This is a genomic window from Yimella radicis, from assembly GCF_054778255.1.
The window spans coordinates 311377-332773 of record NZ_BAAGZR010000009.1; the positions used below are offsets into that span (position 1 = coordinate 311377).

The 21397-nt window shown below is 67.2% G+C and carries 20 protein-coding genes; 6 read left to right on the plus strand and 14 right to left on the minus strand.

Annotation, left to right across the window (positions count from 1 at the left end; genetic code table 11):
- The first annotated feature begins 56 nt into the window (after positions 1 to 56).
- Positions 57 to 1397 carry a bifunctional o-acetylhomoserine/o-acetylserine sulfhydrylase gene (locus ACYU8W_RS08595; RefSeq protein ID WP_499468286.1) on the plus strand — a complete coding sequence of 447 codons (1341 nt, stop codon included), beginning with the start codon at positions 57 to 59 and terminating at the stop codon, positions 1395 to 1397.
- Here ACYU8W_RS08595 and ACYU8W_RS08600 read toward each other — a convergent pair.
- The 9 genes from ACYU8W_RS08600 to ACYU8W_RS08640 all read right to left on the minus strand — a co-directional run bounded on the left by ACYU8W_RS08600 (position 1381) and on the right by ACYU8W_RS08640 (position 10867).
- Positions 1381 to 2661 carry a DUF445 domain-containing protein gene (locus ACYU8W_RS08600; RefSeq protein WP_499468288.1) on the minus strand — a complete coding sequence of 427 codons (1281 nt, stop codon included), beginning with the start codon at positions 2659 to 2661 and terminating at the stop codon, positions 1381 to 1383. The genes ACYU8W_RS08595 and ACYU8W_RS08600 overlap by 17 nt on opposite strands.
- Positions 2662 to 2807: 146 nt before the next feature.
- Entirely contained in the window at positions 2808 to 3554 is a 747-nt protein-coding gene (locus ACYU8W_RS08605) for a DUF4352 domain-containing protein (RefSeq protein ID WP_129624092.1), read from the minus strand.
- Positions 3555 to 3742: 188 nt separating this feature from the next.
- Entirely contained in the window at positions 3743 to 4942 is a 1200-nt protein-coding gene (gene serA, locus ACYU8W_RS08610; protein ID WP_129624093.1) for a phosphoglycerate dehydrogenase, read from the minus strand.
- 28 nt (positions 4943 to 4970) lie between these two features.
- Positions 4971 to 6233, minus strand: a complete 1263-nt coding sequence (locus ACYU8W_RS08615) for a cytochrome P450 (protein WP_499468290.1) — start codon at positions 6231 to 6233, stop codon at positions 4971 to 4973.
- Entirely contained in the window at positions 6226 to 6567 is a 342-nt protein-coding gene (locus tag ACYU8W_RS08620) for a DUF3349 domain-containing protein (RefSeq protein WP_499468292.1), read from the minus strand. The genes ACYU8W_RS08615 and ACYU8W_RS08620 overlap by 8 nt, the downstream gene beginning before the upstream one ends.
- Before the next feature lies 1 nt (position 6568).
- Positions 6569 to 6820, minus strand: a complete 252-nt coding sequence (locus tag ACYU8W_RS08625) for a hypothetical protein (protein ID WP_499468294.1) — start codon at positions 6818 to 6820, stop codon at positions 6569 to 6571.
- Positions 6820 to 8031: an inorganic phosphate transporter gene (locus ACYU8W_RS08630; protein WP_499468295.1), complete on the minus strand. Its 1212-nt coding sequence runs from the start codon at positions 8029 to 8031 to the stop codon at positions 6820 to 6822. The genes ACYU8W_RS08625 and ACYU8W_RS08630 overlap by 1 nt, the downstream gene beginning before the upstream one ends.
- A 100-nt stretch (positions 8032 to 8131) precedes the next feature.
- Positions 8132 to 9604 (minus strand): HAD-IB family hydrolase, encoded by a 1473-nt coding sequence (locus ACYU8W_RS08635; protein ID WP_499468297.1) that lies wholly within the window; start codon positions 9602 to 9604, stop codon positions 8132 to 8134.
- A gap of 9 nt (positions 9605 to 9613) precedes the next feature.
- Positions 9614 to 10867, minus strand: coding sequence for an esterase/lipase family protein (locus tag ACYU8W_RS08640; protein WP_499468299.1), 1254 nt, complete (start codon positions 10865 to 10867; stop codon positions 9614 to 9616).
- A 249-nt stretch (positions 10868 to 11116) separates the two neighbouring features.
- Between ACYU8W_RS08640 and ACYU8W_RS08645 the strand changes: the two genes are divergently transcribed.
- Positions 11117 to 11293, plus strand: a complete 177-nt coding sequence (locus ACYU8W_RS08645; protein ID WP_499468301.1) for a hypothetical protein — start codon at positions 11117 to 11119, stop codon at positions 11291 to 11293.
- 74 nt (positions 11294 to 11367) lie between these two features.
- Here ACYU8W_RS08645 and ACYU8W_RS08650 read toward each other — a convergent pair whose 3' ends face one another.
- The 3 genes from ACYU8W_RS08650 to ACYU8W_RS08660 all read right to left on the minus strand — a co-directional run bounded on the left by ACYU8W_RS08650 (position 11368) and on the right by ACYU8W_RS08660 (position 15637).
- The gene (locus ACYU8W_RS08650) at positions 11368 to 14229 is read right to left on the minus strand and encodes a vitamin B12-dependent ribonucleotide reductase (protein ID WP_499468302.1); all 2862 of its coding nucleotides are present in this window, start codon (positions 14227 to 14229) and stop codon (positions 11368 to 11370) included.
- Positions 14230 to 14314: 85 nt separating this feature from the next.
- Positions 14315 to 14863 carry a transcriptional regulator NrdR gene (gene nrdR / locus ACYU8W_RS08655; RefSeq protein ID WP_499468304.1) on the minus strand — a complete coding sequence of 183 codons (549 nt, stop codon included), beginning with the start codon at positions 14861 to 14863 and terminating at the stop codon, positions 14315 to 14317.
- Between the two features lie 393 nt (positions 14864 to 15256).
- Positions 15257 to 15637, minus strand: coding sequence for a LysM peptidoglycan-binding domain-containing protein (locus ACYU8W_RS08660; RefSeq protein WP_499468306.1), 381 nt, complete (start codon positions 15635 to 15637; stop codon positions 15257 to 15259).
- 160 nt (positions 15638 to 15797) lie between these two features.
- Between ACYU8W_RS08660 and ACYU8W_RS08665 the strand changes: the two genes are divergently transcribed.
- Positions 15798 to 15953 (plus strand): hypothetical protein, encoded by a 156-nt coding sequence (locus tag ACYU8W_RS08665; protein ID WP_499468308.1) that lies wholly within the window; start codon positions 15798 to 15800, stop codon positions 15951 to 15953.
- Positions 15954 to 15970: 17 nt separating this feature from the next.
- Complete coding sequence (lexA, locus tag ACYU8W_RS08670) at positions 15971 to 16693, plus strand: transcriptional repressor LexA (protein ID WP_499468566.1); 723 nt, start codon at positions 15971 to 15973, stop codon at positions 16691 to 16693.
- Here the strand turns inward: lexA and ACYU8W_RS08675 are convergent, their stop codons facing one another.
- Positions 16694 to 17566, minus strand: coding sequence for a Sir2 family NAD-dependent protein deacetylase (locus ACYU8W_RS08675; RefSeq protein WP_499468310.1), 873 nt, complete (start codon positions 17564 to 17566; stop codon positions 16694 to 16696). It abuts the gene before it with no gap.
- A 265-nt stretch (positions 17567 to 17831) separates the two neighbouring features.
- Between ACYU8W_RS08675 and ACYU8W_RS08680 the strand changes: the two genes are divergently transcribed.
- Positions 17832 to 17996: a hypothetical protein gene (locus tag ACYU8W_RS08680; RefSeq protein WP_499468312.1), complete on the plus strand. Its 165-nt coding sequence runs from the start codon at positions 17832 to 17834 to the stop codon at positions 17994 to 17996.
- Between the two features lie 100 nt (positions 17997 to 18096).
- Positions 18097 to 19032, plus strand: coding sequence for a LysR family transcriptional regulator (locus tag ACYU8W_RS08685; RefSeq protein ID WP_129624105.1), 936 nt, complete (start codon positions 18097 to 18099; stop codon positions 19030 to 19032).
- Positions 19033 to 19051: 19 nt separating this feature from the next.
- Here the strand turns inward: ACYU8W_RS08685 and ACYU8W_RS08690 are convergent, their stop codons facing one another.
- Positions 19052 to 21394 (minus strand): ComEC/Rec2 family competence protein, encoded by a 2343-nt coding sequence (locus ACYU8W_RS08690; RefSeq protein ID WP_499468315.1) that lies wholly within the window; start codon positions 21392 to 21394, stop codon positions 19052 to 19054.
- Positions 21395 to 21397 lie beyond the last annotated feature (3 nt).

A 21397-nucleotide genomic window follows, 5' to 3' on the forward strand; every position in this document is an offset into this window, starting at 1 on the left:
AACGTCGGTCCGCCGCAGGCGGATCGAGCGCCTGCACCGAGCAGGAGGAGACGCCGATGAGCGACACCCAGAACCCCGGCCAGGACAGCGCTGCCGAGTGGTCCTTCGAGACCCGTCAGATCCACGCCGGACAGGTCGTCGACGAGACGACCGGCGCGCGGGCGTTGCCGATCTACCAGACCACGTCGTACGTGTTCAAGGACACCGATCACGCGAAGAACCTGTTCGCGCTCAGCGAGTTCGGCAACATCTACACCCGTTTGATGAACCCGACGACGGACGCCGTCGAGCAGCGGATCGCCAGCCTGGAAGGCGGCGTCGGCGCTCTGCTCGTGGCCTCCGGACAGGCCGCCGAGACGTTGGCGATCCTCAACATCGCCGAGGCGGGTTCGCACATCGTCGCCAGCCCGGCGCTGTACGGCGGCACGGCGAACCTGTTGAAGTACACGCTGCCGAAGTTCGGGATCGAGGTCACGTTCGTCGAGGACTCCCGCGATCTCGACCAGTGGCGCACTGCGGTGCGTCCGAACACCAAGCTCTTCTTCGCAGAGTCCGTGTCGAACCCGAAGGCGGAGATCCTCGACATCGAGGGCGTTGCCGGCGTCGCGCACGAGGCCGGCGTGCCGTTGATCGTCGACAACACCGTCGCGACGCCCTACGTGCTGCGTCCCATCGAGTACGGCGCCGACATCGTCGTCCACTCCGCGACCAAGTACCTCGGCGGCCACGGCACCTCGATCGCGGGGGCAATCGTCGACTCGGGCAACTTCGACTTCGGTAAGGACCCGGAGAGGTTCCCGAACTACAACACGCCCGAGGAGAGCTACCACGGATTGGTCTACGCCCGTGATCTCGGCGTGGGGAGCCCGCTCGGGGCCAACCTCGCGTTCATCCTCAAGGCGCGCGTGCAGTTGCTGCGTGACCTCGGTGCGGCAGTCTCCCCGTTCAACGCCTTTCTCATCGCCCAGGGCATCGAGACCCTGAGCCTGCGCATCGAGCGCCACCTGGAGAACGCGCACAAGGTGGCACAGTTCCTGCAGGGTCACGACCAGGTGGAGAAGGTCGTCTGGGCCTCGCTGCCGGACAACGACTTCCACGACCTCGCGCAGAAGTACACGCCGCAGGGCTCGGGTGCAGTCATCTCCTTCGAGATCACCGGCGGCCTCGAAGCCGGCAAGAAGTTCGTCGAGGCACTGCAACTGCATTCGCACGTGGCCAATATCGGTGACGTGCGTTCGCTGGTGATCCACCCGGCATCGACCACGCACAGCCAGGGCTCGGACCAGGACCGCCTCGCCGCAGGCGTGACCCCGGGTCTCGTGCGCCTGGCCGTGGGCATCGAGCACATCGACGACATCGTCGCCGACCTGAAGACCGGCTTCAGAGCAGCTGGCTGAGGGTGTGGATCAACAGACCCACGAGACCACCGACGATGGTGCCGTTGATCCGGATGAACTGCAGGTCTCGGCCGACGTGCAACTCGATGCGCTCGGCGGCCTCGTTTCCGTCCCACTTGTCGATGGTCTGGGAGATGACCGTCGACAGTTCACGCCCGTAGGTGCGCACGACGTACCCGACGGTCTCGGCGAGGCGACGATCGAGCGAAGTACGCAGTTCGTCGTCCCGGACGACTCGCGCGCCTAGGTCGTGCAACGCGACCGCGAGACGGGCGCGCAGTTCACCGTCGGGGTCGCCCAGGGCTTCCACGACCGCTCGGCGTACCGAACCCCACAGCGAGACAAGTGAATTGCCGACCGACGGGTGCTCGAGAAAGCGCTCCTTGATGGCCTCGGCCTTCGCGATCGTGTCTTCGTCGTTCTGCAGGTCATCAGCGAGGGTGGCGAGCAGGTTGTCCAGCGCCTGCCGCGCCGAGTGGTTCGGGTCGTCCCGGACGTCGGCGAGCCATTTGACGATTTCCAGGTGCACGCGCGCGGTGACGGTGTCGTCCAGCCACTTCGGCGACCACCACGGGGCGCGTTGGCCGAGGATCTCGGTGATCGTCGCCTCGTTGTGCTCGGCCCAGTTGTGCAGTTCACGAATGCCGATGTCGACGAGACCGTGGTGCGAACCGTCCTCGACCACACCCTGCAGCAGGTGTCCGGTGAGCGGGCCGACCGGCTCCCGACCCAGGCGGGGCAGGAGGATCCGGTCGAGCAGGTGACGCACCTCGTCGTCCTTGATCGACGTCACGGCCTTGCTGAGCGCGGGGGCCGCTTCGGTGACCACGCGCCCCGCGTTACCCGGTTCCTGCAGCCAATGGCCGAGCCGCAGGGGAATCTGCGCACTGGCCAGTCGGGTGTTGACGTTGTCCTCGGTGAGGAAGTTCTCGGTGACGAAGTCCTCGAGGCTGTGCGCGATCTGGTCCTTGCGTTTGGGGATGATCGCGGTGTGCGGGATCGGCAGTCGCAGCGGATGCCGGAACAACGCCGTCACCGCGAACCAGTCGGCGACCGCGCCGACCATTGCTGCCTCGGACGCTGCATTCACATAACCCCACGCGCCGCCACGTCCATGGGTCAGCACGAAGACAATCGCGGCAAGGACGAGCAGGCCGAGGGCGACGGCTCGCATGCGGCGCAGGCCGGCGCGGCGTTCCTCGTCGCCGGCGGACAGGATCGGGCCGCTGGACGCAGCGGTCGACCGATCGGGGGTGCTGTTCACGGTGTCAGTCAAGCTGATCGCCGCCTCCTGTGCCACGGCGGCCGGTGGAACCGGTCACCTTCTGCGAGAGCCCATCGACAACGGAAGATCGGCCACACTCCCGAACGACGGGAGTGGGCCGATCATTCCGTGAATCGACGGCTTGGTCAGCCCTGCCAGCCGTAGCCGGCCTCGGTGCCACCCTTGTAGTCGCTGTTCCACAGCAGCGTGTACTTGCTGTAGTCCTTGTTCTTGGGCACGACGAAAACCATCTTGCCGCTGTACTCCGTGGTCTTGTCATTGATCGACTCGACGTCGAGCATGTCCTTGCCCAGCACGACGTTGTTCGACGAACTGGAAGCACGGGTGCAGTTGCGGCCGTTCTCGTCGATCAGGGAGAAGGCCAGCGGCGTGGCGACGTAGAAGCCGTCCGCGCTGGTCCGCTTGAACTTCACGTCGAAGATGAGCGCCTGGGTGTCGTCGTCGTACGGGTAGTCCGTGCCGCCGTCCTTCGCCTCGCCCTTGGAGATCGTCAGGTCGAGGGTCGCGTCACCCACGTCACCTGTCACCGACTGGGTCTCCCCGTACTTCTTCACCTTGGTGCCGGAGCCCTTGACGATGTAGTAGCTGCTGGTGTTGTTGCACTGCCCGGCGGCCGAGCTCTGGCTGACACCGCCGCCGGCGCTGCTCGAGGAACTCGTGCTGCTCGACTCGGTCGAGGACGACGAGGAACTGCTCTCGGTCGACGACGGGCTCTGCGAGGACGAGCTGGAGCTCTCGGTGGACGACGGACTCTGGGTGGTGCTGCTCGTCGGCTGGGCCACCGGCGGTGCGCTGTCCTGGCACGCGGTGAGTCCGAGTGTGCACGCGGCCACGACCGCGACCGCGAGCGAACGCTGACGCTTGGTGTTCATGTGGTTCTCCTCCTGTGGTTCAGTTCCCCCCGTGGCGCGCCGCGCGACGGTCCTGAGTGCGAAGCTTAACGAGGTGTACGGCGCAGCGGGCTGCCAGCCGTCCCCTTGATCGATGAGCAGAAGCCTTGCGGTTCCGGTGGTTCCGACTGCCCCGCGGCCCGGTCGGTTCCCCGTACGCCCGACTTTCTTCAGATCACCCGCAGGCGGATGGTCTCCGACAGCTCCTGCAGTTCGGTGATCGCGGCCTGCGGCAGGTCCCGGACGTCGGTGACCACGTAGCCGATGCTGCCCAGGGTGCCGAGCAACTGGCCTTCGATGTTCACGCCGTGATGGGCGAGCACGTTGTTGACCGTCGCGAGCACACCCGGGGTGTTGGAGTGGAAGTGCAGGATCCGGCGGTCGCCCGGGTGTCCCTCGAGGGTGAGGGCAGGCAGGTTGACGCTGAGCGTCGTCGTTCCCCGCTGCATGAAGTCGCGCAGCTTGCCGGCGACGAACCGGCCGATGTCCTCCTGCGCCTCCTCGGTCGATCCGCCGATGTGCGGCGTGAGCACGACGTTCGGGATGCCCTGCAACGGCGACTCGAACCGGTCGCCGCGCGCCTTGGGTTCGACCGGGAACACATCGACCGAAGCACCGGCGATGTGGCCGGCGAGCAGTTGCTCACGCAGCGCGTCGTAGTCGACGACGAAACCGCGCGACAGGTTCAGGAACAGCGAACGCGGACGCATCTTGGCGAACTGCTCGGCCCCGAAGAACCCGGCGTTGCCCTCGCGTCCGTCGACGTGCAGCGTGACGACCTCGGCGATCTCCAGCAGTTCGTCCAGCGAGTCGCACCGGCGGGCGTTGCCGAGCGCGAGTTTGTCCTCGCTGTCGTAGAAGTACACCTGCAGGCCGAGCATCTCGGCGACGACCGACAATTGGCTGCCGATGTTGCCGTAGCCGACGATGCCGATCCGACGGCCACGGATCTCGTGGCTGCCCTTGGCGTTCTTGTCCCACACACCGCTGTGCAGCGCCGAGTCCTTCTCGGTGAGGCGGCGGGCCATCACGATGATTTCGGCGATCGCGAGTTCGACGACGCTTCGGGTGTTGCTGAACGGGGCGTTGAACACGACGATCCCGCGCTCGGCGGCACTCGCCTTGTCGATCTGGTTGGTGCCGATGCAGAAGGCGCCGATGGCCTGCAATTGATCGGCGGATTCGATCACCCGGGCGGTGACGTCGGTCTTGGACCGGAGGCCGAGCAGGTCGACCCCCACGAGTGCGGCGATCAGTTCGTCCTCGTCCATCGCTCCCGCGTGGCTGACGACCTCGATCCCGCTGTCGCGCAGCAGCGCTTCGGCCAGGGGGTGGATGCTCTCCAACAACAGTGCCTTCACGCGGGCCATTCTGACAGCGCGGTCGCGCGCTGCCGGCTCAGGTCCGCGATACGGGCTGTGTGAGAAAGCGCACCCGCAACTCCTGCAATCCTCGGATCACGAACGTCGGGTGGTACTCCGGCTCCCGCACGAGTTCGAGGTTCGGCGCAGCGGTCGCGATGCGGTGCAACATCGCGGTGAGTTCGGCGCGGGCCAGCGGGGCCCCGATGCAGAAGTGAACGCCGCCACCGAAGCCGATGTGGGTCGTCTCGCCGCGGGCCGCATCGAAGACGTCGGCGTCGGGAAAGCGCTGCGGGTCGCGGTTGGCCGAACCGAACAGCATCGCGATCCGCTCCCCCGTCTCGAACCTGCGGCCGGCCAGCTCGACGGGTTCGAGCACCCATCGTTCGAACATCTGCAGGGGCGGGTCGAAGCGCAGCATCTCCTCGACCGCCACGATCGGCTCGACCTCGCCGCCGGTGATTCTCGCCCATTGGTCGGGACGCTGCAGCAGCGCGTTGAGACCGTTGCCGAGGGTATTCACCGTGGCTTCGTGCCCGGCGTTGAGCAGGACGATGACCGTGCAGACGATCTCGTCGACGGTCAGCCGGTCGCCCTTGTCGGCGACGAGGACGAGTTCGGAGACGAGGTCGGTACCCGGCGTCCGCCGTCGTTCCTCGATGAGTTCCTGGACGAAGTCGACGAACTGCCCCGCTGCCCGTTCGGCGTCCATGCGCTGCTGTTCGGTCGTGGCTATCTCGTACATCTTCACGATCGCGTGGGACCAGTCGAGCAAGCTCGGGCCGTGTTCCTGCGGCACCCCGAGCAATTCACAGATGACCGAGATGGAGAAGGGCTGCGCGAGCCGGGAGATGACGTCGACTCCGCCCTGCGCGTCGCCGGCGTCGCGTGCGCCGCGGAACGCCACATCCGCCAACTGCGCGATCTGCGGTTCGAACTCGCGGACCGCCTTGGCGGTGAACACCTTCGTCACCAGCCGGCGAATTCTGGTGTGGTCCGGGGGTTCGAGATTCAGCAGCGACCAGCGTTCGGATTCGACGAAACGCGGAAAGCTCGACTCCATGTCGCAAAGGCCCGGACGTCCGAATTCGGCCGGTGTGTGACGGTGCTCGAAACTGCGCCCGAGCGAGCGATTGCGCAGCGCGGCATGCACATCGGCGAAGTGCGGAATGAGCCAGACGTCGCGTTCGGCGTACGGGACAGTTCGACCGGCGGCACGCAGTCCGGTGAGCACCGGGTAAGGATCGGCGATGAACGACGGGTCCGACGGCGCGAACCCGAGATCTGTCGCGTCAGGCATCGCCGGCGTCTCGGTCGTCCGTCTCGGGCGAGATCCCGCCGGCGCGGGCTACTCCCGAATCGCGCCAACCGGCGTCGTACAGGCGTTTGCTGACCCGGGCGATGTCGTCGTCGGTGGGCAGAGCGTGGGCGACATTCTTGATGGACTCACGGATCTCGTCCTCGTCGACCTCCCCGCCACGGCTGCGCCGCAACTCGGTGACGACCTGCTCGATCTCGTTGTCGGTCAGCGAACGCTGCAGCACCGACAGCAGTGGGCTGTAGTCCGACGGCGGGACACCCTCGGGGTAGCCCTCGCGCAACCAGTTGACGAATTGGGTGAGCGGGTTGTGCATGTCAGAAAACCGTGATCCCGAGGTAGTGCGACAAGGACTTACGCGTGATCCACAGGATCGCGACCAGCACCATGATGCCGACCAACGCGAACCCCGTCCACGCCATCGCGAGCGTACCGCGACGAGCGATCACACCGTTGACGTGGTCCGCGCGATCCCACATGCGCAGGGCGAGCACGTAGATGACCGGCAGGCCGACACCGAAGACGAGTCCGGCGAGCACGACGTTGAGCAGCGAGTCGAGAATCTTCATCAGTGCGCCGCTCCCGTCGACGCCGGGACGGGCGGCTCGGCCTCGTTGTCGTCCCAGTCCTGGTTGACGTTGTGCGCGGTGACCGCCTGGCGGCGACTGCGCTGGTAGATGTACACCGACAGCGCGACCAGGACACCGAAGATCACCAGGTCACCGGCCAGTCCCCCGATCAACCGGGAGACGAACAGGCAGAGTGCGCCGATCAAGCCTGCGCTGGGCAGGGTGATCAGCCACGCGGTGGCCATCCGGGCCGCGACACCCCAGCGCACCTGCGCCTGCGGCTTGCCGACGCCGGAACCGATGATCGAACCGGTCGCGACGTGGGTGGTCGACAGCGCCATGCCGAAATGGCTGGAGGTCAGAATGATCGCCGCCGAGGACGCCTGTGCGGCCATTCCCTGCGGCGGTTCGATGTCGACCAGGCCCTTACCGAGCGTGCGGATGATGCGCCAACCGCCGAGGTAGGTGCCGAGCGCGATGGCGATGGCACAACTGACGATGATCCAGACCGGCAGACCGTTCTGCTCGATGCCGTCGACCGTCAGGTCGCCCTGCACCATGAGCGCGAGCGCGATGACACCCATCGTCTTCTGCGCGTCACCGGTGCCGTGGGCGAGCGACACCAGGCTGGCCGTGCCGACCTGACCCCAGCGGAATGCACTGTTCTTCTTGCGCTCACTGCGCACCGATCGCGACAACAGGTAGATCAGCGCCGTGCCGAGGGCGGCGATACACCCGGCGATCAACGGCGACAACACCGCCGGCAGCAGGATCTTGGCCGTGACACCGTCCCACTTGACGCCCTCGAGTCCCATGCCCGCGATGCCCGCGCCCACGAGCCCGCCGAACAGGGCGTGGGAGGAACTGGACGGCAGTCCGAGCAACCAGGTGAACAGGTTCCACAGGATGCCACCGATCAACCCGGCGAACACGATCGTCATCGCCAGTGACGGACTGATCCCGCTGAGCAACGAACCGTCCGAGGCCTGCAACCGCAGGATGTCCTTGGTGACGGTGACCGCGACCTCCACCGACAGGAAGGCACCCACGAGATTCAACAGCGCCGACAGCGTGACCGCCGTCTTCGGCTTCAGCGCACCGGTGGCGATGGACGTTGCCATGGCGTTTCCCGTGTCGTGGAAGCCGTTGGTGAAGTCGAACCCCAGCGCCGTGATGACGACCAGCGTCAACACGAGAATCTCGGTGGTCATGCCCGCAGTCTGACGACGTGCGACCACCTGACGCAAACCCGCAGTTCACCGCGGCGAACCAAACGGGGCCAGCAGCGTTCAGGACGCGTTCAGTTCTTGTTCACCGCCGCTTCAGTGCTGCCTTGCGCCCCTTTGCGGTGTTGGCTGCGATGGCCCGCTCGATGTCGGGCAGATCGCTCTGCGGGATGCGGCCGCCGGGGTAGGTCGAGGCCACCTGCTCGATGCTGGTCGGCTTCAGGCCCTTCGCCGCATCGGGCAGGATCGCCGAGATCGCCGCCATGATGCGTTTTGTGTCGGCCTGCTCCGAGCGGTACTTCAACTCCACGGGTTCGCCGATGTTGACCACGATCTTCGGCGGGTTCAGGAAACTCAGCACGTTGGGCGCAGCAGCAGCACGCGGCCAGACCAGTTCGGTCCCGCTGAGCGCAAACGGAATGACCGGGGCCTTCGTCATGGCGGCGAGGCGCGCCGTGCCGGGGTAGCCGCGCAACTCATCGCAGAAGAAGTCGAGTCCGCGCGGGATCGTCCCCTGCGGCATCACGCCGACCAGGTCACCGCCGGCGAGCGCGACCGCGGCCTCTTCCAGCGGGTCGGCCGCGTCCGGATCGCGATGGTCACGGTCGACGCTCAGACCACCGAGCATCCGCAACACCGGTCCGAGCAGCGGCACGTCGAACATCTCGCGCTTGGCCAGGAAGCTCGCGCCGCGCCCCGTGCGTCCGACGACGACCGCCATGGTCGCCATGTCGAAGTAGCTGCGGTGGTTGCCGGCGAAGATCGCGGGACCGTCTGCGGGGATGTTCTCCAGCCCGTTGATCTCGAACCTCACGTACGGGAAGGTCTCCGGCCGGGCCAGCATCAGCGCGAGCCGGCGGGCTTCCAGGTCGACCACCGGGAAGGTGAGGGTGCCGGGCGGCGCATCGAAGGACAGGATCGGCCAGCGCTTGGCCATGGCGACCACCAGCAGTCGCGGGTCAGGGTTGACCGCACCGGGGTTGCCGACCGCGGTGAGCAGCGGAATGTCGAACACCGAGTCGGAATAGGCGAAGGATTCCTCGAGGTCGACGTCGTTGGCGGCCGCCCAGTCGCGGACGGCGGCCAACTTCCCCCAGGACCACACGAACCGGCCGTCGTGGCGCCCGTTGTACGTACCGTTCTCACCGACGGCGTAGCGGGTGGCGATCACGTCGTCGAACCCGAGCGCATCGGCCAGCGGCTTGATGAGGTGGTACGGCGTGGTTGTCGCCATGACCACCTTTCGGCCTGCGTCGTGGTGCTGTTCGACCAGAATTCGGGCGAACGGGCCTACTTGGTCGACGAGCACCTCGGCGGCCTTGTGGGCCGCGTCGTCGAATGCGCCGTCGGGTTTGCCGGCCGCTATGAGCACGGCTTGGCGCGCGAGCGCGATGGAGCCGAGCGTCTCACCGAAGGCGTTCATCCACCAGAACAGCAATGACTCGCCGGGCAGCTTCGACCCCACCACCCCGCTTTCGCGCATCGCGCGGGAAAGGGCCGGACCCGAGGCCTTGCGGACAAGGGTGCGATCAAGGTCGAAGAAGGCTGCGCCGGACATGCAGTGAGATTAGTCGCCCGGGTGACGCAATGGGAGCTGTTCCACCCCGAGGCGCTCGGCCAGGACGTTGTAGACCTTCGGGTGGTTGAGCAGATCCATGTGATTGACGCCGCCGACGTACGCGGTGTCCCAGGTCTCGCCCTCAAGGCCCGCAGCCGAGGATCGCGACACCACGCCGTCACCCAGCGGACGGCCCCACCACGCGTGCGGCTGCGGCGCGATCATCCCGACGACCGCGAGGTGTCGGATCGGGTGCAGGTGCTTGCGGTCGCGGGCCCGGTGATCCTCCGGATCGTCCGGATCGAAGCCCTTCCAGTCCGCCTCCACGAGGTTGCCGTGGCGCAGATCCTTGATGCCCTGGCTGCGGAACCTGAGCACCCCGCCGGCCCAACGGGTCGCCCGGTGGTTGTCGAACTCCTTCGCCACGACATTCACGCTCTTCTCCAGGAGGGCTCCGTGGTAAGGGGTGCCGAACGACACGGTGTCGGTGACCAGGCCCGCCCACGGCGCGTCCGGCGCAGCCTGGAGCAGCGCGCTGTGCACGACCAGTCCGCCCATCGAGTGGCCGACCAGCACCACCCGATCGACCGGGACTGGCCAGCGTGCGACGAGTCGGGCGAGCATGCGGCCGAGGTCGCGGCCGTTGGTCGAGACGCGCTGGCCGGTGTTGTAGCGCACCCACACCGCCGACCAGTCACCGAGCGATTCGAGGCGGCGGCCGTAGGAGAGTCGGCGGCCCTCGTCGTCACGGCTCGCGCGCCGCTTCCACATCTGCTCGGTACCCACGAAACCATGGACGAACACGACGAGGTTCGAGGACGCGTCCGGGTAGGCGTTCGACAGACCTGCCTTGGTGATCGGCACGTCGTAGCCGGAACGTCGCAAGGTCATCGGGTACGAGATCGGCAGGCCGACGTCGACCAGCCGGTCTCCGGTGAAGCCTTGGACGAAGGCCGCCACCGACGTCGCCCGGCGTTTCACCACCCGCGAGGGAACTTGTCCCGCAACGAATCCCGCGGCCGGACGTGCGACAACTCCGGTGACGTCGAGTGCCAGTCCCAGTGAGCTGTAGGTGCCGGAGAGGACGACATCGTGGGCGAGCTCGAGCGGTGTGGCGACAGGCCCGAGCAGGGAGCGCGCCCGACCGAAGATTTTCGTGGTCGCCGACCCGTGGGCATCGCGTAGGCCGGCGACGAAACCACGCGCGTCCTCGCCCGCCGCCTCGGCGCGCGAGGTCGTCCCGGACTTCGTCTTGGCTGTCATCGTTCGCGATGCTACTCGCCGGTATGTGCGTTTGTGTCCTTCGCACCCTCCCGCCGTGCTGACGCGAGTGGCCCCGACTTCTCGATCGGTGGCTCCTGGCGCAGCGGTCTGGCTATTTCGCAAGCTCCGAGGACGTTGCCCGGGCCTGGGTGGCGCTCCACACCCGCGCGAAAGCGTCCCGTTCCACCCTCGCCTCGCAGATCATGACGGTGCCCTCACCCGGGTTCACCGCGCCGCGCCTGGACGACGGTGTGGTTCAAGAGCGGTGCGCTGGGAGGCGTCGAGAACGGCACCTGGTACTCCCCTTCCCCAGAGGGCGACCAAGTGATCGTCGTGCTCGCATCGGGCGGACCGACCATCTCGGGGGTGCGCAGTCTGGCTACCAAGGCAGCCGACGAACTGGAGCGATACGCCCGAAAGCGCTGAGTCGCAACCGTTTCCAGACAGACTCACGACATGACGAAGGGCCGCCGGAAAACCGGCGGCCCTTCGCCCTCGGCTCAGCTGCAGCCGGAGGTGCTTCCGCAACCCTCGCAGACGTAGCAGCTACCGGCCGGACGCATCTTCGTGCCACAGGTCATGCACATCGGAGCGTCGGCGGCCTTGCCCTGGAACTTCTCCATCAGCTCGGCCGAGGAGTGGATCTCCGGGGAGACCTCACGCACGTCGGCAGCACCGGCGCCGGAGCTCGCCTGTGCGGCGGACACCTTCGGCGCCTCCTTGGTGGCGGCCGACTGGGAGAAGTTCTCCAGTTCGCCCTCGACGTCGTCGCCCTCGTTCGAGGCGTACGAGCCGGTCTCGAGCTGGCGGGCGCGCTCCTCGGCGCTGTGGATCCCCATGAACGAACGGGTCTCGAAGTCCAGGTGGTCCAGCGCCAGGCGACGGAACACGTAGTCCATGATCGACTGCGCCATCCGCACGTCCGGGTCGTCGGTCATACCGGCCGGCTCGAAGCGCATGTTGGTGAACTTCTCGACGTAGGTCTCCAGCGGCACGCCGTACTGCAGCGCGACCGAGACGGCGATCGAGAACGCGTCCATCACGCCGGCGAGGGTCGAACCCTGCTTGCCGAACTTCAGGAACAGTTCACCCAGTTCACCGTTGTCGTAGGTGCTGGCGGTGAGGTAACCCTCGGCGCCACCGACCGCGAACGAGGTGGTCTGGCTGCTGCGACGCTTGGGCAGGCGACGACGGATCGGGCGGTACTCGACGACTTTCTCCGGCTCGGCGGCATCCTGCACCGGCTTCGCCTTGGCCTTGCCGTCGGACAGCGGCTGGCCGACCTTGCAGTTGTCGCGGTAGACCGCGAGCGCCTTCAGGCCGAGCTTCCAGCCCTCCAAGTGGACCTCGGCGATCTCCTCGACGGTCGCCGTCTCCGGCAGGTTGACCGTCTTGGAGATCGCACCCGACAGGAACGGCTGGCAGGCCGCCATCATGCGGACGTGGCCCATCGGGCTGATCGCACGCTCGCCCATCGCGCAGTCGAAGACCTCGTAGTGCTCGGTCTTCAGACCCGGTGCGTCGATGACGTGACCGTTGTTGGCGATGTGCTCGACGATCGCCTCGATCTGCTCGCCCTGGTAGCCCAGCTTCTTCAGCGCGCGCGGGATGGTCTGGTTGACGATCTGCATCGAGCCGCCACCGACGAGCTTCTTGAACTTCACCAGCGAGAAGTCGGGCTCGATACCGGTGGTGTCGCAGTCCATCATGAAGCCGATGGTGCCGGTCGGTGCGAGCACCGAGGCCTGCGCGTTGCGGTAACCGTTCTTCTCACCGAGCTCGATGACATCGGCCCACGCCTTGGTCGCGGCGCGGTGGATGTCGGCGTCCATCGTGTCGAGCGTGCGCACCTGGTCGTTGGCGGCCTGGTGCTTGCGCATGACCTTCTTGTGCGCGTCGGCGTTACGGGCGTAGCCGGCGTAGGAACCGACGACACCGGCGATCTCGGCCGAGCGCTTGTAGGCCGCACCGGTGAGCAGCGAGGTGATGGCAGCGGCGAGGCTGCGGCCACCCTCGGACTCGTAGCCGTGGCCGGTGGCCATCAGTAGCGCACCGAGGTTGGCGTAACCGATGCCGAGCTGGCGGTAGTCGACGGTGGTCTTGCCGATCGCCTCCGTGGGGAAGTCGGCGAAGCAGATGGAGATGTCCATCGCGGTGATGACCATCTCGACGACCTTCTGGAAGGTCGGCACGTCGAAGGTGTCGTCCTCACGCAGGAACTTCAGCAGGTTGAGGCTCGCGAGGTTGCACGAGGAGTTGTCGAGCGACATGTACTCCGAGCACGGGTTGGACGCGGTGATGCGCCCCGACTCGGGGTTGGTGTGCCAAGCGTTGATGGTGTCGTCGTACTGCACACCCGGGTCGGCGCACTCCCACGCGGCGTTGTTGATCTTGTCGAACAGCTCGCGGGCGTCGACTTCCTCGATGACCTCACCGGTGCCGCGGGCACGCAGACCGAACGGCTTACCGTCCTCGACCGCACGCATGAACTCGTCGCTGACCCGGACGGAGTTGTTGGCGTTCTGGTACTGGACCGAGTGGATGTCCTTGCCGCCGAGGTCCATGTCGAAACCGGCGTCGCGCAGCGCACGGATCTTGTCCTCCTCGCGCGCCTTGGTCTCGATGAACTCCTCGATGTCGGGGTGGTCCACGTCGAGCACGACCATCTTCGCCGCGCGGCGGGTGGCGCCACCGGACTTGATGGTGCCGGCGGAGGCGTCGGCGCCACGCATGAAGCTGACCGGGCCGCTGGCGGTGCCACCGCTGGACAGCAACTCCTTGGAGGAACGGATCCGCGAGAGGTTCAGGCCGGCACCGGAGCCGCCCTTGAAGATGAAGCCCTCCTCCTTGTACCAGTTGAGGATCGAGTCCATCGAGTCGTCGACGGCGAGGATGAAGCACGCCGAGACCTGCTGGGGGCTCTTGGTGCCGACGTTGAACCACACCGGGGAGTTGAAGCTGAAGACCTGGTGCAGCAGCGACCAGGTGAGCTCGTGCTCGAACAGCGTCGCGTCGTCGTCGGTGGCGAAGTAGCCGAACTCCTTGCCGGCCTTGACGTAGGTCAGCACGACACGGTCGATGAGCTGCTTGAGGCTCGTCTCACGGGCCTCGGTGCCGAGTGCGCCGCGGAAGTACTTCGTGGTGACGATCGTGGACGCGTTCAGCGACCAGAAGTCGGGGAACTCCACACCACGCTGCTCGAAGATTGTCTCGCCGGTCTTCCAATTCTGCTGAACGACGTCGCGACGCTCCCAGGTGACCTCGTCATAGGGATGCACGCCTGGGGTGGTGAAGATGCGTTCCACCTTCACACCCTTGCCGCTCTTGCGCGTGCGCGAGCGTGCGTTGGTCGTCTCCGTCATAATGCTCCTCCGTGGGCTCTCGGTGTGATGCCGGTTGTGGATCTGCGTGTGATTGCTTGGAAATCGGTGGTACGCGTGGCGGCGGTCAGCGGTCGGTCACGGTTCGATCAGTCTGAACCCGACCACCGACAGCCTCGTCGCCTGTTCGAGCTGCGGCCTGGTGACCGGCCCCGTCGGTCGAGCTGAGATCGCGTTCGGCGCGCAACAGGGCGATGGCCGCCTCGAAGTCGTCGAGATCGTCGAACGCCTGGTAGACGGACGCGAACCGCAGGTAGGCCACCTCGTCGAGCGTGCGCAGCGGGCCGAGAATCGCCAGTCCCACGTCGTGCGCGTCGATCTCGGCCGCGCCGCCGGAGCGGATGCTCTCCTCCACCTCCTGCGCCAGCAGGGCGAGCTGGTCCTCGGACACCGGCCGGCCCTGGCAGGCCTTGCGGACGCCGGCGAGCACCTTCTGCCGGGAGAACGGTTCGCTGGCGCCGGACCGCTTGACCACCGTGAGGCCGGCGGTCTCCATGGTGGAGAACCGCTTGCCGCACGACGGACACTGGCGACGCCGTTTGATGGAGGTGCCGTCATCACTGCTGCGGCTGTCGACGACCCGGGAGTCGTCGTGTCGACAGAACGGGCAGTGCATGGTCACCTCCTGGTGATGATCCGGGTCGGTTCGGCTCGCAAGGGCATAGGAATGCCCGGGCCACGCGGCCTTGATCGGTCCGATTTGGGGATGTTCTTGTGGATAACCGGTGAAGAAGCCCGTCATTCCTGTTGAGATCCTGGGGACCTACATGTGGACAACTTACATCGGTGTAACTACTACATGTAGGGATGTTATTCCGCTTCGACCCCAAGATGCAAGGCGTGGACCGGAAAGTCTCTCGGCCGATCCGGCACGTTCACCAAACGTGCTGGTCACGGCGCCGAGGCGTTCGCGAACTGGTCGCGACACGCCCGCCATGCCCCCGTGACACACCCGCGCCCCGTTCCCGACGGTAGGGAGACGGGGCGCGCCATGTAAGCGAAGTCGTCGTCAGCGAGGAGCCGTCAACGACTGGCCCGGGTGGACATGCAGAGTGTTGAGGTCGTTCGCGAGCTGAAGGCGCACGACCGCCTCGGCGACCGGCAACTGTGGGTATGCCTGGTGCGCAACCTCGGACAGCGTCTGCCCCGGCTGCACCACCAACTGCGTCGTCGACGGCGAGGAGGCGAACGCCCGCCCGGCACCCCAGCCCGCCGCGATCAGGGTGGCGAGCACGAGCGCGGCGAGCAGGCGACGGCCGCGCATGGTGAGCCGAACCTCATCCCGGCCGACTCGTGCGACCGGCTGGTTCGACGGCACGAGGGTCAGGTGACGCCGGCGCTGCGGTGTGCGGACCACACGCGGCTGATCCCAGTGAGCAACTGCACTCATGATGTTCTCCGTCCCTGGCGCGAGGCGCCGGATCAAGTTCTCGTTCGCACACGTGTGCGATAGAACGTCTGTACGATGTATAGCACGGCTGTTCGAATGATGCGAGACACGCCTCGTACAAATGTTTGAAAACTGTGTCCGAGCCGCATAGCCTCTTTCCATGCTCCGCAGCCTGGCACCGACCACCGACAACCTCCTTCGAAAGAGCGCTACACGGCTCGCCGACATCGGCTTCATCGGTCGTCCAGGACGCGTCACCCGGGGCATGCAGGGCCGTACCGATCGACCCGCCCGCACCACCTCACCGACGGCATGACGAAGGACGCAGACGACATGGCCAAGATCCACCAGCTGCCCGACGACGAGGGCGGCGTAGCGCTGACCACCCGCCAGCGCAAGGTCCTCGAAGTGATCCGCAACTCCGTCGACCGGCGCGGCTACCCGCCGAGCATGCGGGAGATCGGTGAGGCCGTCGGCCTGACCAGCCCGAGTTCGGTGGCCCACCAACTGTCGATGCTGGAGCGCAAGGGTTATCTGCGCCGTGACCCCAACCGTCCCCGCGCGATCGAGGTCATCTCCCCCGATCACCAGCAGGACAAGCGGGGCGTGCGTGGCGGTTCCAGCGTCACCTCGAGCGACGAGTCCGCCATTGACGAGACCGGCACCGGCGACCAGCGTCCGGCAGCCTCCTACGTGCCCGTCGTCGGACGCATCGCGGCCGGCGGGCCGATCCTGGCCGAAGAGGTCGTCGAGGACGTCTTCCCGTTGCCCAAGCAGATCGTCGGTGAGGGCGACCTGTTCCTGCTCAAGGTGGTCGGTGACTCGATGGTCGACGCCGCGATCTGCGACGGCGACTGGGTCGTCGTGCGCCAGCAGCCGACCGCGACCAACGGCGACATCGTCGCCGCGATGCTCGACAACGAAGCCACCGTCAAGACGTTCAAGCGTCGCGACGGCAAGGTCTGGCTGATGCCGCACAACCCGGCGTACGACCCGATCGACGGTGACCACGCGGTGATCCTCGGCAAGGTCACGGCCGTCCTGCGTCGGGTCTGATCACCGGCGTCGATCGCCGCTCGCGTCCCGGTCGACGTCACCCAGTACGTCCCACACCGCCTCCTGCAGCACCTCGCTCAGGGGGCGGTGTACGTGTCTGGTGGCCAGATGTTCCGCTCGCGACCAACCGGTGTTGACCAGCACGATCGGCATGTCGCGCTCGGCAGCACGCCGCGCGAAACGGAAGCCGGACATCACACCGAGCGAGGATCCGACCACCAGCAGCGACTTTGCCCGCTCGAGACGATTGAAGCAATGGGTGACGAGATCCTTGGGTACCGATTCGCCGAACATCACGACGTCCGGCTTCAGCAGATCGCTGCCACAGTTCGGGCACACCACCAGTTCGATGTCATGGATCAGCGAGGGGTCGATGTCGACGTCGCCATCCGGGCGCAGCGGCAGGTCGCGCGCCCTCTCGGCGTCCTGCGCGAACACCGGATTGCGCGTGGCGAACTGCTGCTGGATCCACTCTCGGTCGGCGAGCGCCCGGCAGTTCAGGCAGACGGCTCGCCCGAGGTTGCCGTGCAACTCGATGACATCGCGGGACCCTGCCTGCTGGGCCAGGCCGTCGACGTTCTGGGTGATCGTCGTCTCGAACAGGCCCGCCTCCTCCAGCGCGGCGAGGTGACGGTGCGCTCCGTTGGGCCGCGCCGTCCGGAACCTCTCCCATCCGACATAGGACCGGCTCCAATAACGTCGCCGCGCAGCGACTCCGGCCCGGAACTCGCTCACGGTCATGGGCTCCACACGGCGTACCCCGTCCGGTCCGCGGTAATCGGGCAGCCCGGATTCGGTGGACAGCCCGGCCCCGGTCATGACCAACACGTCGCCCTCGCGGAGCAGGTGGGCCAGGTGGCTGCGGTCGTCCATCGGACCTTCGTTCTCCAAGGGTCGGGTCTGTTCCGAGTTCGAGGCCGCGGTTCATCGAGAGCCGGCGGGCGCATCGGTTCGTACGCTATCGGGGTGGGTCACGCTGGGTTGGCTCGCGGTGATGGGCGGCAGCTGTCGCCACGGGCGGACGCGCGAACACGACCGAGGCCCCTTCGCCCCTGATCCTGCCGTTGTTGCTGGTGGTGGCGCACAGGGGCCACCACCGATCAGCCTCCTCGGTAGCAGCGCCGGAGGCGGTGCGGCGGTGGCCTGGATGATGCACCCGGCGCTGCTGGTCGCCATCGGTTCGGCCGTCATGGCCCTGGGCGTCAGGCAAGGATTCGCCGCAGCGTCCCTCGGCCTCATCCTCGGGCTGGCCAGAGCCCAGGCGGGCGCTCGACCGACGTCGTTCGGGCCACGCCCGAGCTGATCGGCACAACGGCGTTCCTGGACCGGTGAGGATCTGCGGCTCGCGCTGCGATTTCATGCTGAGCAGGCGGGTCGGTCGAACGGTTTGTAGGCTGGTGCGCATGATCGACGCTGCCGGCCTCCGGGTGATTCGTGCCATCGCTGACGAGGGCAGTTTCACCGCCGCGGCATCGTCGCTCGGTTACTCCCAGCCCGCAATCTCCCAGATGGTCCGTCGCCTCGAAGAGCGCTTGGGCACTCCCCTGGTCGAACGACTGGGCCGCAACGTGCGACTCACCGAAGCCGGTGAAGTCCTGGCCCGCCACGCCGGCGCGGTCCTCGGCGCGATCAGCGCAGCCGAATCCGAGGTCGCGGCGATCGCCGGTCTCCAGTCAGGACGCGTGCGACTCATGGCCTTCCCCTCCTCGTCCTCGACGCTGGTGCCGAAGGCACTGTCGCTGGTGAAGAAGCGTTTCCCGCAGGTGCAGGTGAGCTTCGCAGAGGGTGAGCCACCGGAGTCGCTGGCGGCCCTGCGAGCCGGCGAGTGTGACGTCGCTGTGGCCTTCACCTATGACGGGCTGGAGATCAGCAGCGACCACCTCGACGACTTCGAGGTCAAGGAACTTCTGCTCGACCACGTTCGGATCGCCCTGCCGCTGGACCACCCACTTGCTTCTCAGGACAGTGTCGACCTCGCGGCTCTCGCCGAAGCGCCGTGGATCGCCGGTTGTCCGCGTTGCCGTGGACACCTGCTCTCGCTCGCAGCAGCCGCCGGGTATCGCCCGGACGTCGCGTTCGAGACCGAGGACTACGTGGCCGTTCTCGGTCTGGTCGCCGAAGGTCTGGGCGTCGCCCTGGTGCCCGATCTGATCCTGCGGTCGGCACCGAACGCACGGGTCAAGGTGCTGCCCATCGACCCGCCCTCCCACCGCACCGTGTACGCGGTGACGACCCCCGACCTGACCCGCGTACCGGCGGTCGCCGCGATGATCGACGCCCTCGTGGAAGCAGCCGGCGACTCCTCCTGCGTCGGCGACCTGGCGAAACAGCCTGTCTGACAACGCAGTCGGTAGCCCGTCAGCCGGAGCTGCTGACCGAGACGCCACCGTCCGTATGCGGGTGGACGAACAGCATGCCGTCCTGGTCGGTGCGCAACACGGTGCATCCGGCGAGCAGTCGTAACGTCGCCGGCGCCGGGTGCCCGTAGTCGTTGTCTTGGCCGACCCCGATCAGGCAGACCCGCGGGCGCACCACCGCCATCAGATCTGCGTCCTGGTTGGCCGAACCGTGGTGGGCCACCTTGAGCACGTCGAAGGATCCCTCCCCCGTGGCCTGGAGTTCCTGTCGGACGGCGCGTCCGGCGTCCCGTTCGATGTCGCCGGTGAACAACGCCCGGACGCCCCCGGCGACGACCGCGAGCACCACGCTCGCGTTGTTCTGCACCGATCCGGTCTCGAGGGTGCGGGCCGGCCACAGCACCTTCCCCGTGATGCCGGGTGCGTCCACGCTGTCGCCGCGCCGCACCAACCGCACCGGTAACCGTGCGCGTGCGGCGAGAGCCAGCGTCGGTTCACGGCGTGATGCCTCCTCGTGCGGGCCGGCGTCGTCCTCACCCTCGACGAAGGTCGCGACGAGCTCTCGCACCGTGCGGCCGCTGCGCAGTACCCCGGCAAGCCCATCGACGTGGTCGGCGTGGAAATGGGTGAGCACGACGGCGTCGATCCGTTCGACGCCGAGTCGGCTCAGGCAACTGTCGACGGTGTCGGGTTCGGGACCGGTATCGATCAGCAACACTCCGCCCTGGGGTGATCGGACGATCGTCGCGTCTCCTTGCCCAACGTCACACATGGCGACGGTCCACCCTCGCGACGGAGGTGCGGCGGGCACCGGAACGACGAGGGCCAGCGCGGTGACCGCGGCAGCGGCGCCGTGCCACGGTCGGGCCGCGGCCTGGTGCGCCCACCAGTGCCCGGTGGTCAGCACCAGCGCGATGACGAGGACCAGCAGGGCGAGCCCGGCCCAGCCGCCGGGCCAGGGCAGCGTTCCATAGGGCAGGTCGGCCCCGAGGTGCGCGATCGTGGCGATTCCCCAGGCCGGGAGGCCGGCCACCCAGGCGAGCAACTGGGCGAGCGGCGGCAACACCGGTGCGCTGCAGACGACCAGCACTCCGGCGACCGTCGCGATCGGTACCAACGGTGCGGCCAGGACGTTCGCGGGCACTCCGACCAGGCTGACGCCGGGCTGGAGCAGCAGGGTGAGCGGTGCGCAGAAGACTTGAGCTGCCAGAGGAACGCAGATGGCTTCCGCGAGTGGTGCACAACGTCTCGGGAGATATCGGGCGATGGCATCCGCCCACGGGCGCGCGAACAGCAACAGCCCGAGGGTGGCGAAACTGGACAGGATGAACCCGAAGGAGCGAGCCAGGTGCGGGTCGATCGCGAGCAGCACCAGTATCGCTGCGGCCAGTGCCGGGGCTCCTGCGCGCCGGGACCCGCCGCGCAGCGCCAGCAGCCCGACCACTCCCATCGCCGAGGCCCGCACGACCGACGGTTCGGGTCGGCAGAGCATCACGAACAGGGCGAGGCCGAGGAGCGCGAAAGGCAGGCGCCATCGCCGCGGGATCCGCAGGTAGCCGGCCAGGCCTTGCACGCACAGCAGGACGACGGTGACGTTGCTGCCGGAGACCGCGTTGAGGTGGGTCATGCCGGTGGCCTGCATGTCGTCGTTCAGTTCCTGCGGCATGCGGCTGGTGTCACCGATGACCAGTGCCGGCACGAGCCCGGCGGGGTCGGTCGGCAAGCCCTCGGTGCTGTCGCGCAGACCGGTTCGTAGGTGTTCGACGGTCTCTTCGATCCGTCCTGCCGGCTGGGTGCGCTGCACCTGACGAATGCGAAGGATCGCTCGTACGTCGGCACCCGTCTCGGCGGGTTGGAGGCGTCCTGCGGCGACGACGGTGTCGTGCCAGCGCAGCCGGCCCACGTCCTGCCCGCCGAACGCGAGAATCGGCGTTCGTGCACCGGCCACCTCGCCGCGTCCGGAGATCCGCGTGGCTTGCAGGCGAACGCGCCAGACCTGCTCCCCGCCGAAGCGGGACCGGACCGGTGCCGGATCGGAGACCACCCTCGCCTCGAGACGGACGGAGGCGCCACGCTCAGCAAGCGTCGGCACCAAGCCGGCTTGCGCGACAGCGCGATGGCCGAGGACGGCGGTGAGGATGAAGGTCGTTGCCAGAGCGCAGAACCCGATCATTCGTACGGTTGGTCTGCCCATTCCGCAGCAGCCGATTCCGGTGACGAGACACCCGACGAGAACGGCGATCACCAGCGAAGTGGCGGCACCGAGGAGTGCGGCAGCGACGCCCCAGGCGATCAGCGCCGGCAGGAGCAGACGGAGGTCGAGGGCACGGTGCGTCTGCGCCATCGG

Bases quoted from the DNA above. Each gene is read 5' to 3' on its own strand.
- nrdR (WP_499468304.1), bottom strand. From the start codon at position 14,863: ATGCACTGCCCGTTCTGTCGACACGACGACTCCCGGGTCGTCGACAGC.
- ACYU8W_RS08685 (WP_129624105.1), top strand. From the start codon at position 18,097: ATGATCGACGCTGCCGGCCTCCGGGTGATTCGTGCCATCGCTGACGAG.
- serA (WP_129624093.1), bottom strand. From the start codon at position 4,942: ATGGCCCGCGTGAAGGCACTGTTGTTGGAGAGCATCCACCCCCTGGCC.
- ACYU8W_RS08640 (WP_499468299.1), bottom strand. From the start codon at position 10,867: ATGACAGCCAAGACGAAGTCCGGGACGACCTCGCGCGCCGAGGCGGCG.
- ACYU8W_RS08675 (WP_499468310.1), bottom strand. From the start codon at position 17,566: ATGGACGACCGCAGCCACCTGGCCCACCTGCTCCGCGAGGGCGACGTG.
- ACYU8W_RS08690 (WP_499468315.1), bottom strand. From the start codon at position 21,394: ATGGCGCAGACGCACCGTGCCCTCGACCTCCGTCTGCTCCTGCCGGCG.
- ACYU8W_RS08660 (WP_499468306.1), bottom strand. From the start codon at position 15,637: ATGAGTGCAGTTGCTCACTGGGATCAGCCGCGTGTGGTCCGCACACCG.
- ACYU8W_RS08630 (WP_499468295.1), bottom strand. From the start codon at position 8,031: ATGACCACCGAGATTCTCGTGTTGACGCTGGTCGTCATCACGGCGCTG.
- ACYU8W_RS08615 (WP_499468290.1), bottom strand. From the start codon at position 6,233: ATGCCTGACGCGACAGATCTCGGGTTCGCGCCGTCGGACCCGTCGTTC.
- ACYU8W_RS08635 (WP_499468297.1), bottom strand. From the start codon at position 9,604: ATGTCCGGCGCAGCCTTCTTCGACCTTGATCGCACCCTTGTCCGCAAG.
- ACYU8W_RS08665 (WP_499468308.1), top strand. From the start codon at position 15,798: ATGCTCCGCAGCCTGGCACCGACCACCGACAACCTCCTTCGAAAGAGC.
- lexA (WP_499468566.1), top strand. From the start codon at position 15,971: ATGGCCAAGATCCACCAGCTGCCCGACGACGAGGGCGGCGTAGCGCTG.
- ACYU8W_RS08595 (WP_499468286.1), top strand. From the start codon at position 57: ATGAGCGACACCCAGAACCCCGGCCAGGACAGCGCTGCCGAGTGGTCC.
- ACYU8W_RS08625 (WP_499468294.1), bottom strand. From the start codon at position 6,820: ATGAAGATTCTCGACTCGCTGCTCAACGTCGTGCTCGCCGGACTCGTC.
- ACYU8W_RS08605 (WP_129624092.1), bottom strand. From the start codon at position 3,554: ATGAACACCAAGCGTCAGCGTTCGCTCGCGGTCGCGGTCGTGGCCGCG.
- ACYU8W_RS08650 (WP_499468302.1), bottom strand. From the start codon at position 14,229: ATGACGGAGACGACCAACGCACGCTCGCGCACGCGCAAGAGCGGCAAG.
- ACYU8W_RS08620 (WP_499468292.1), bottom strand. From the start codon at position 6,567: ATGCACAACCCGCTCACCCAATTCGTCAACTGGTTGCGCGAGGGCTAC.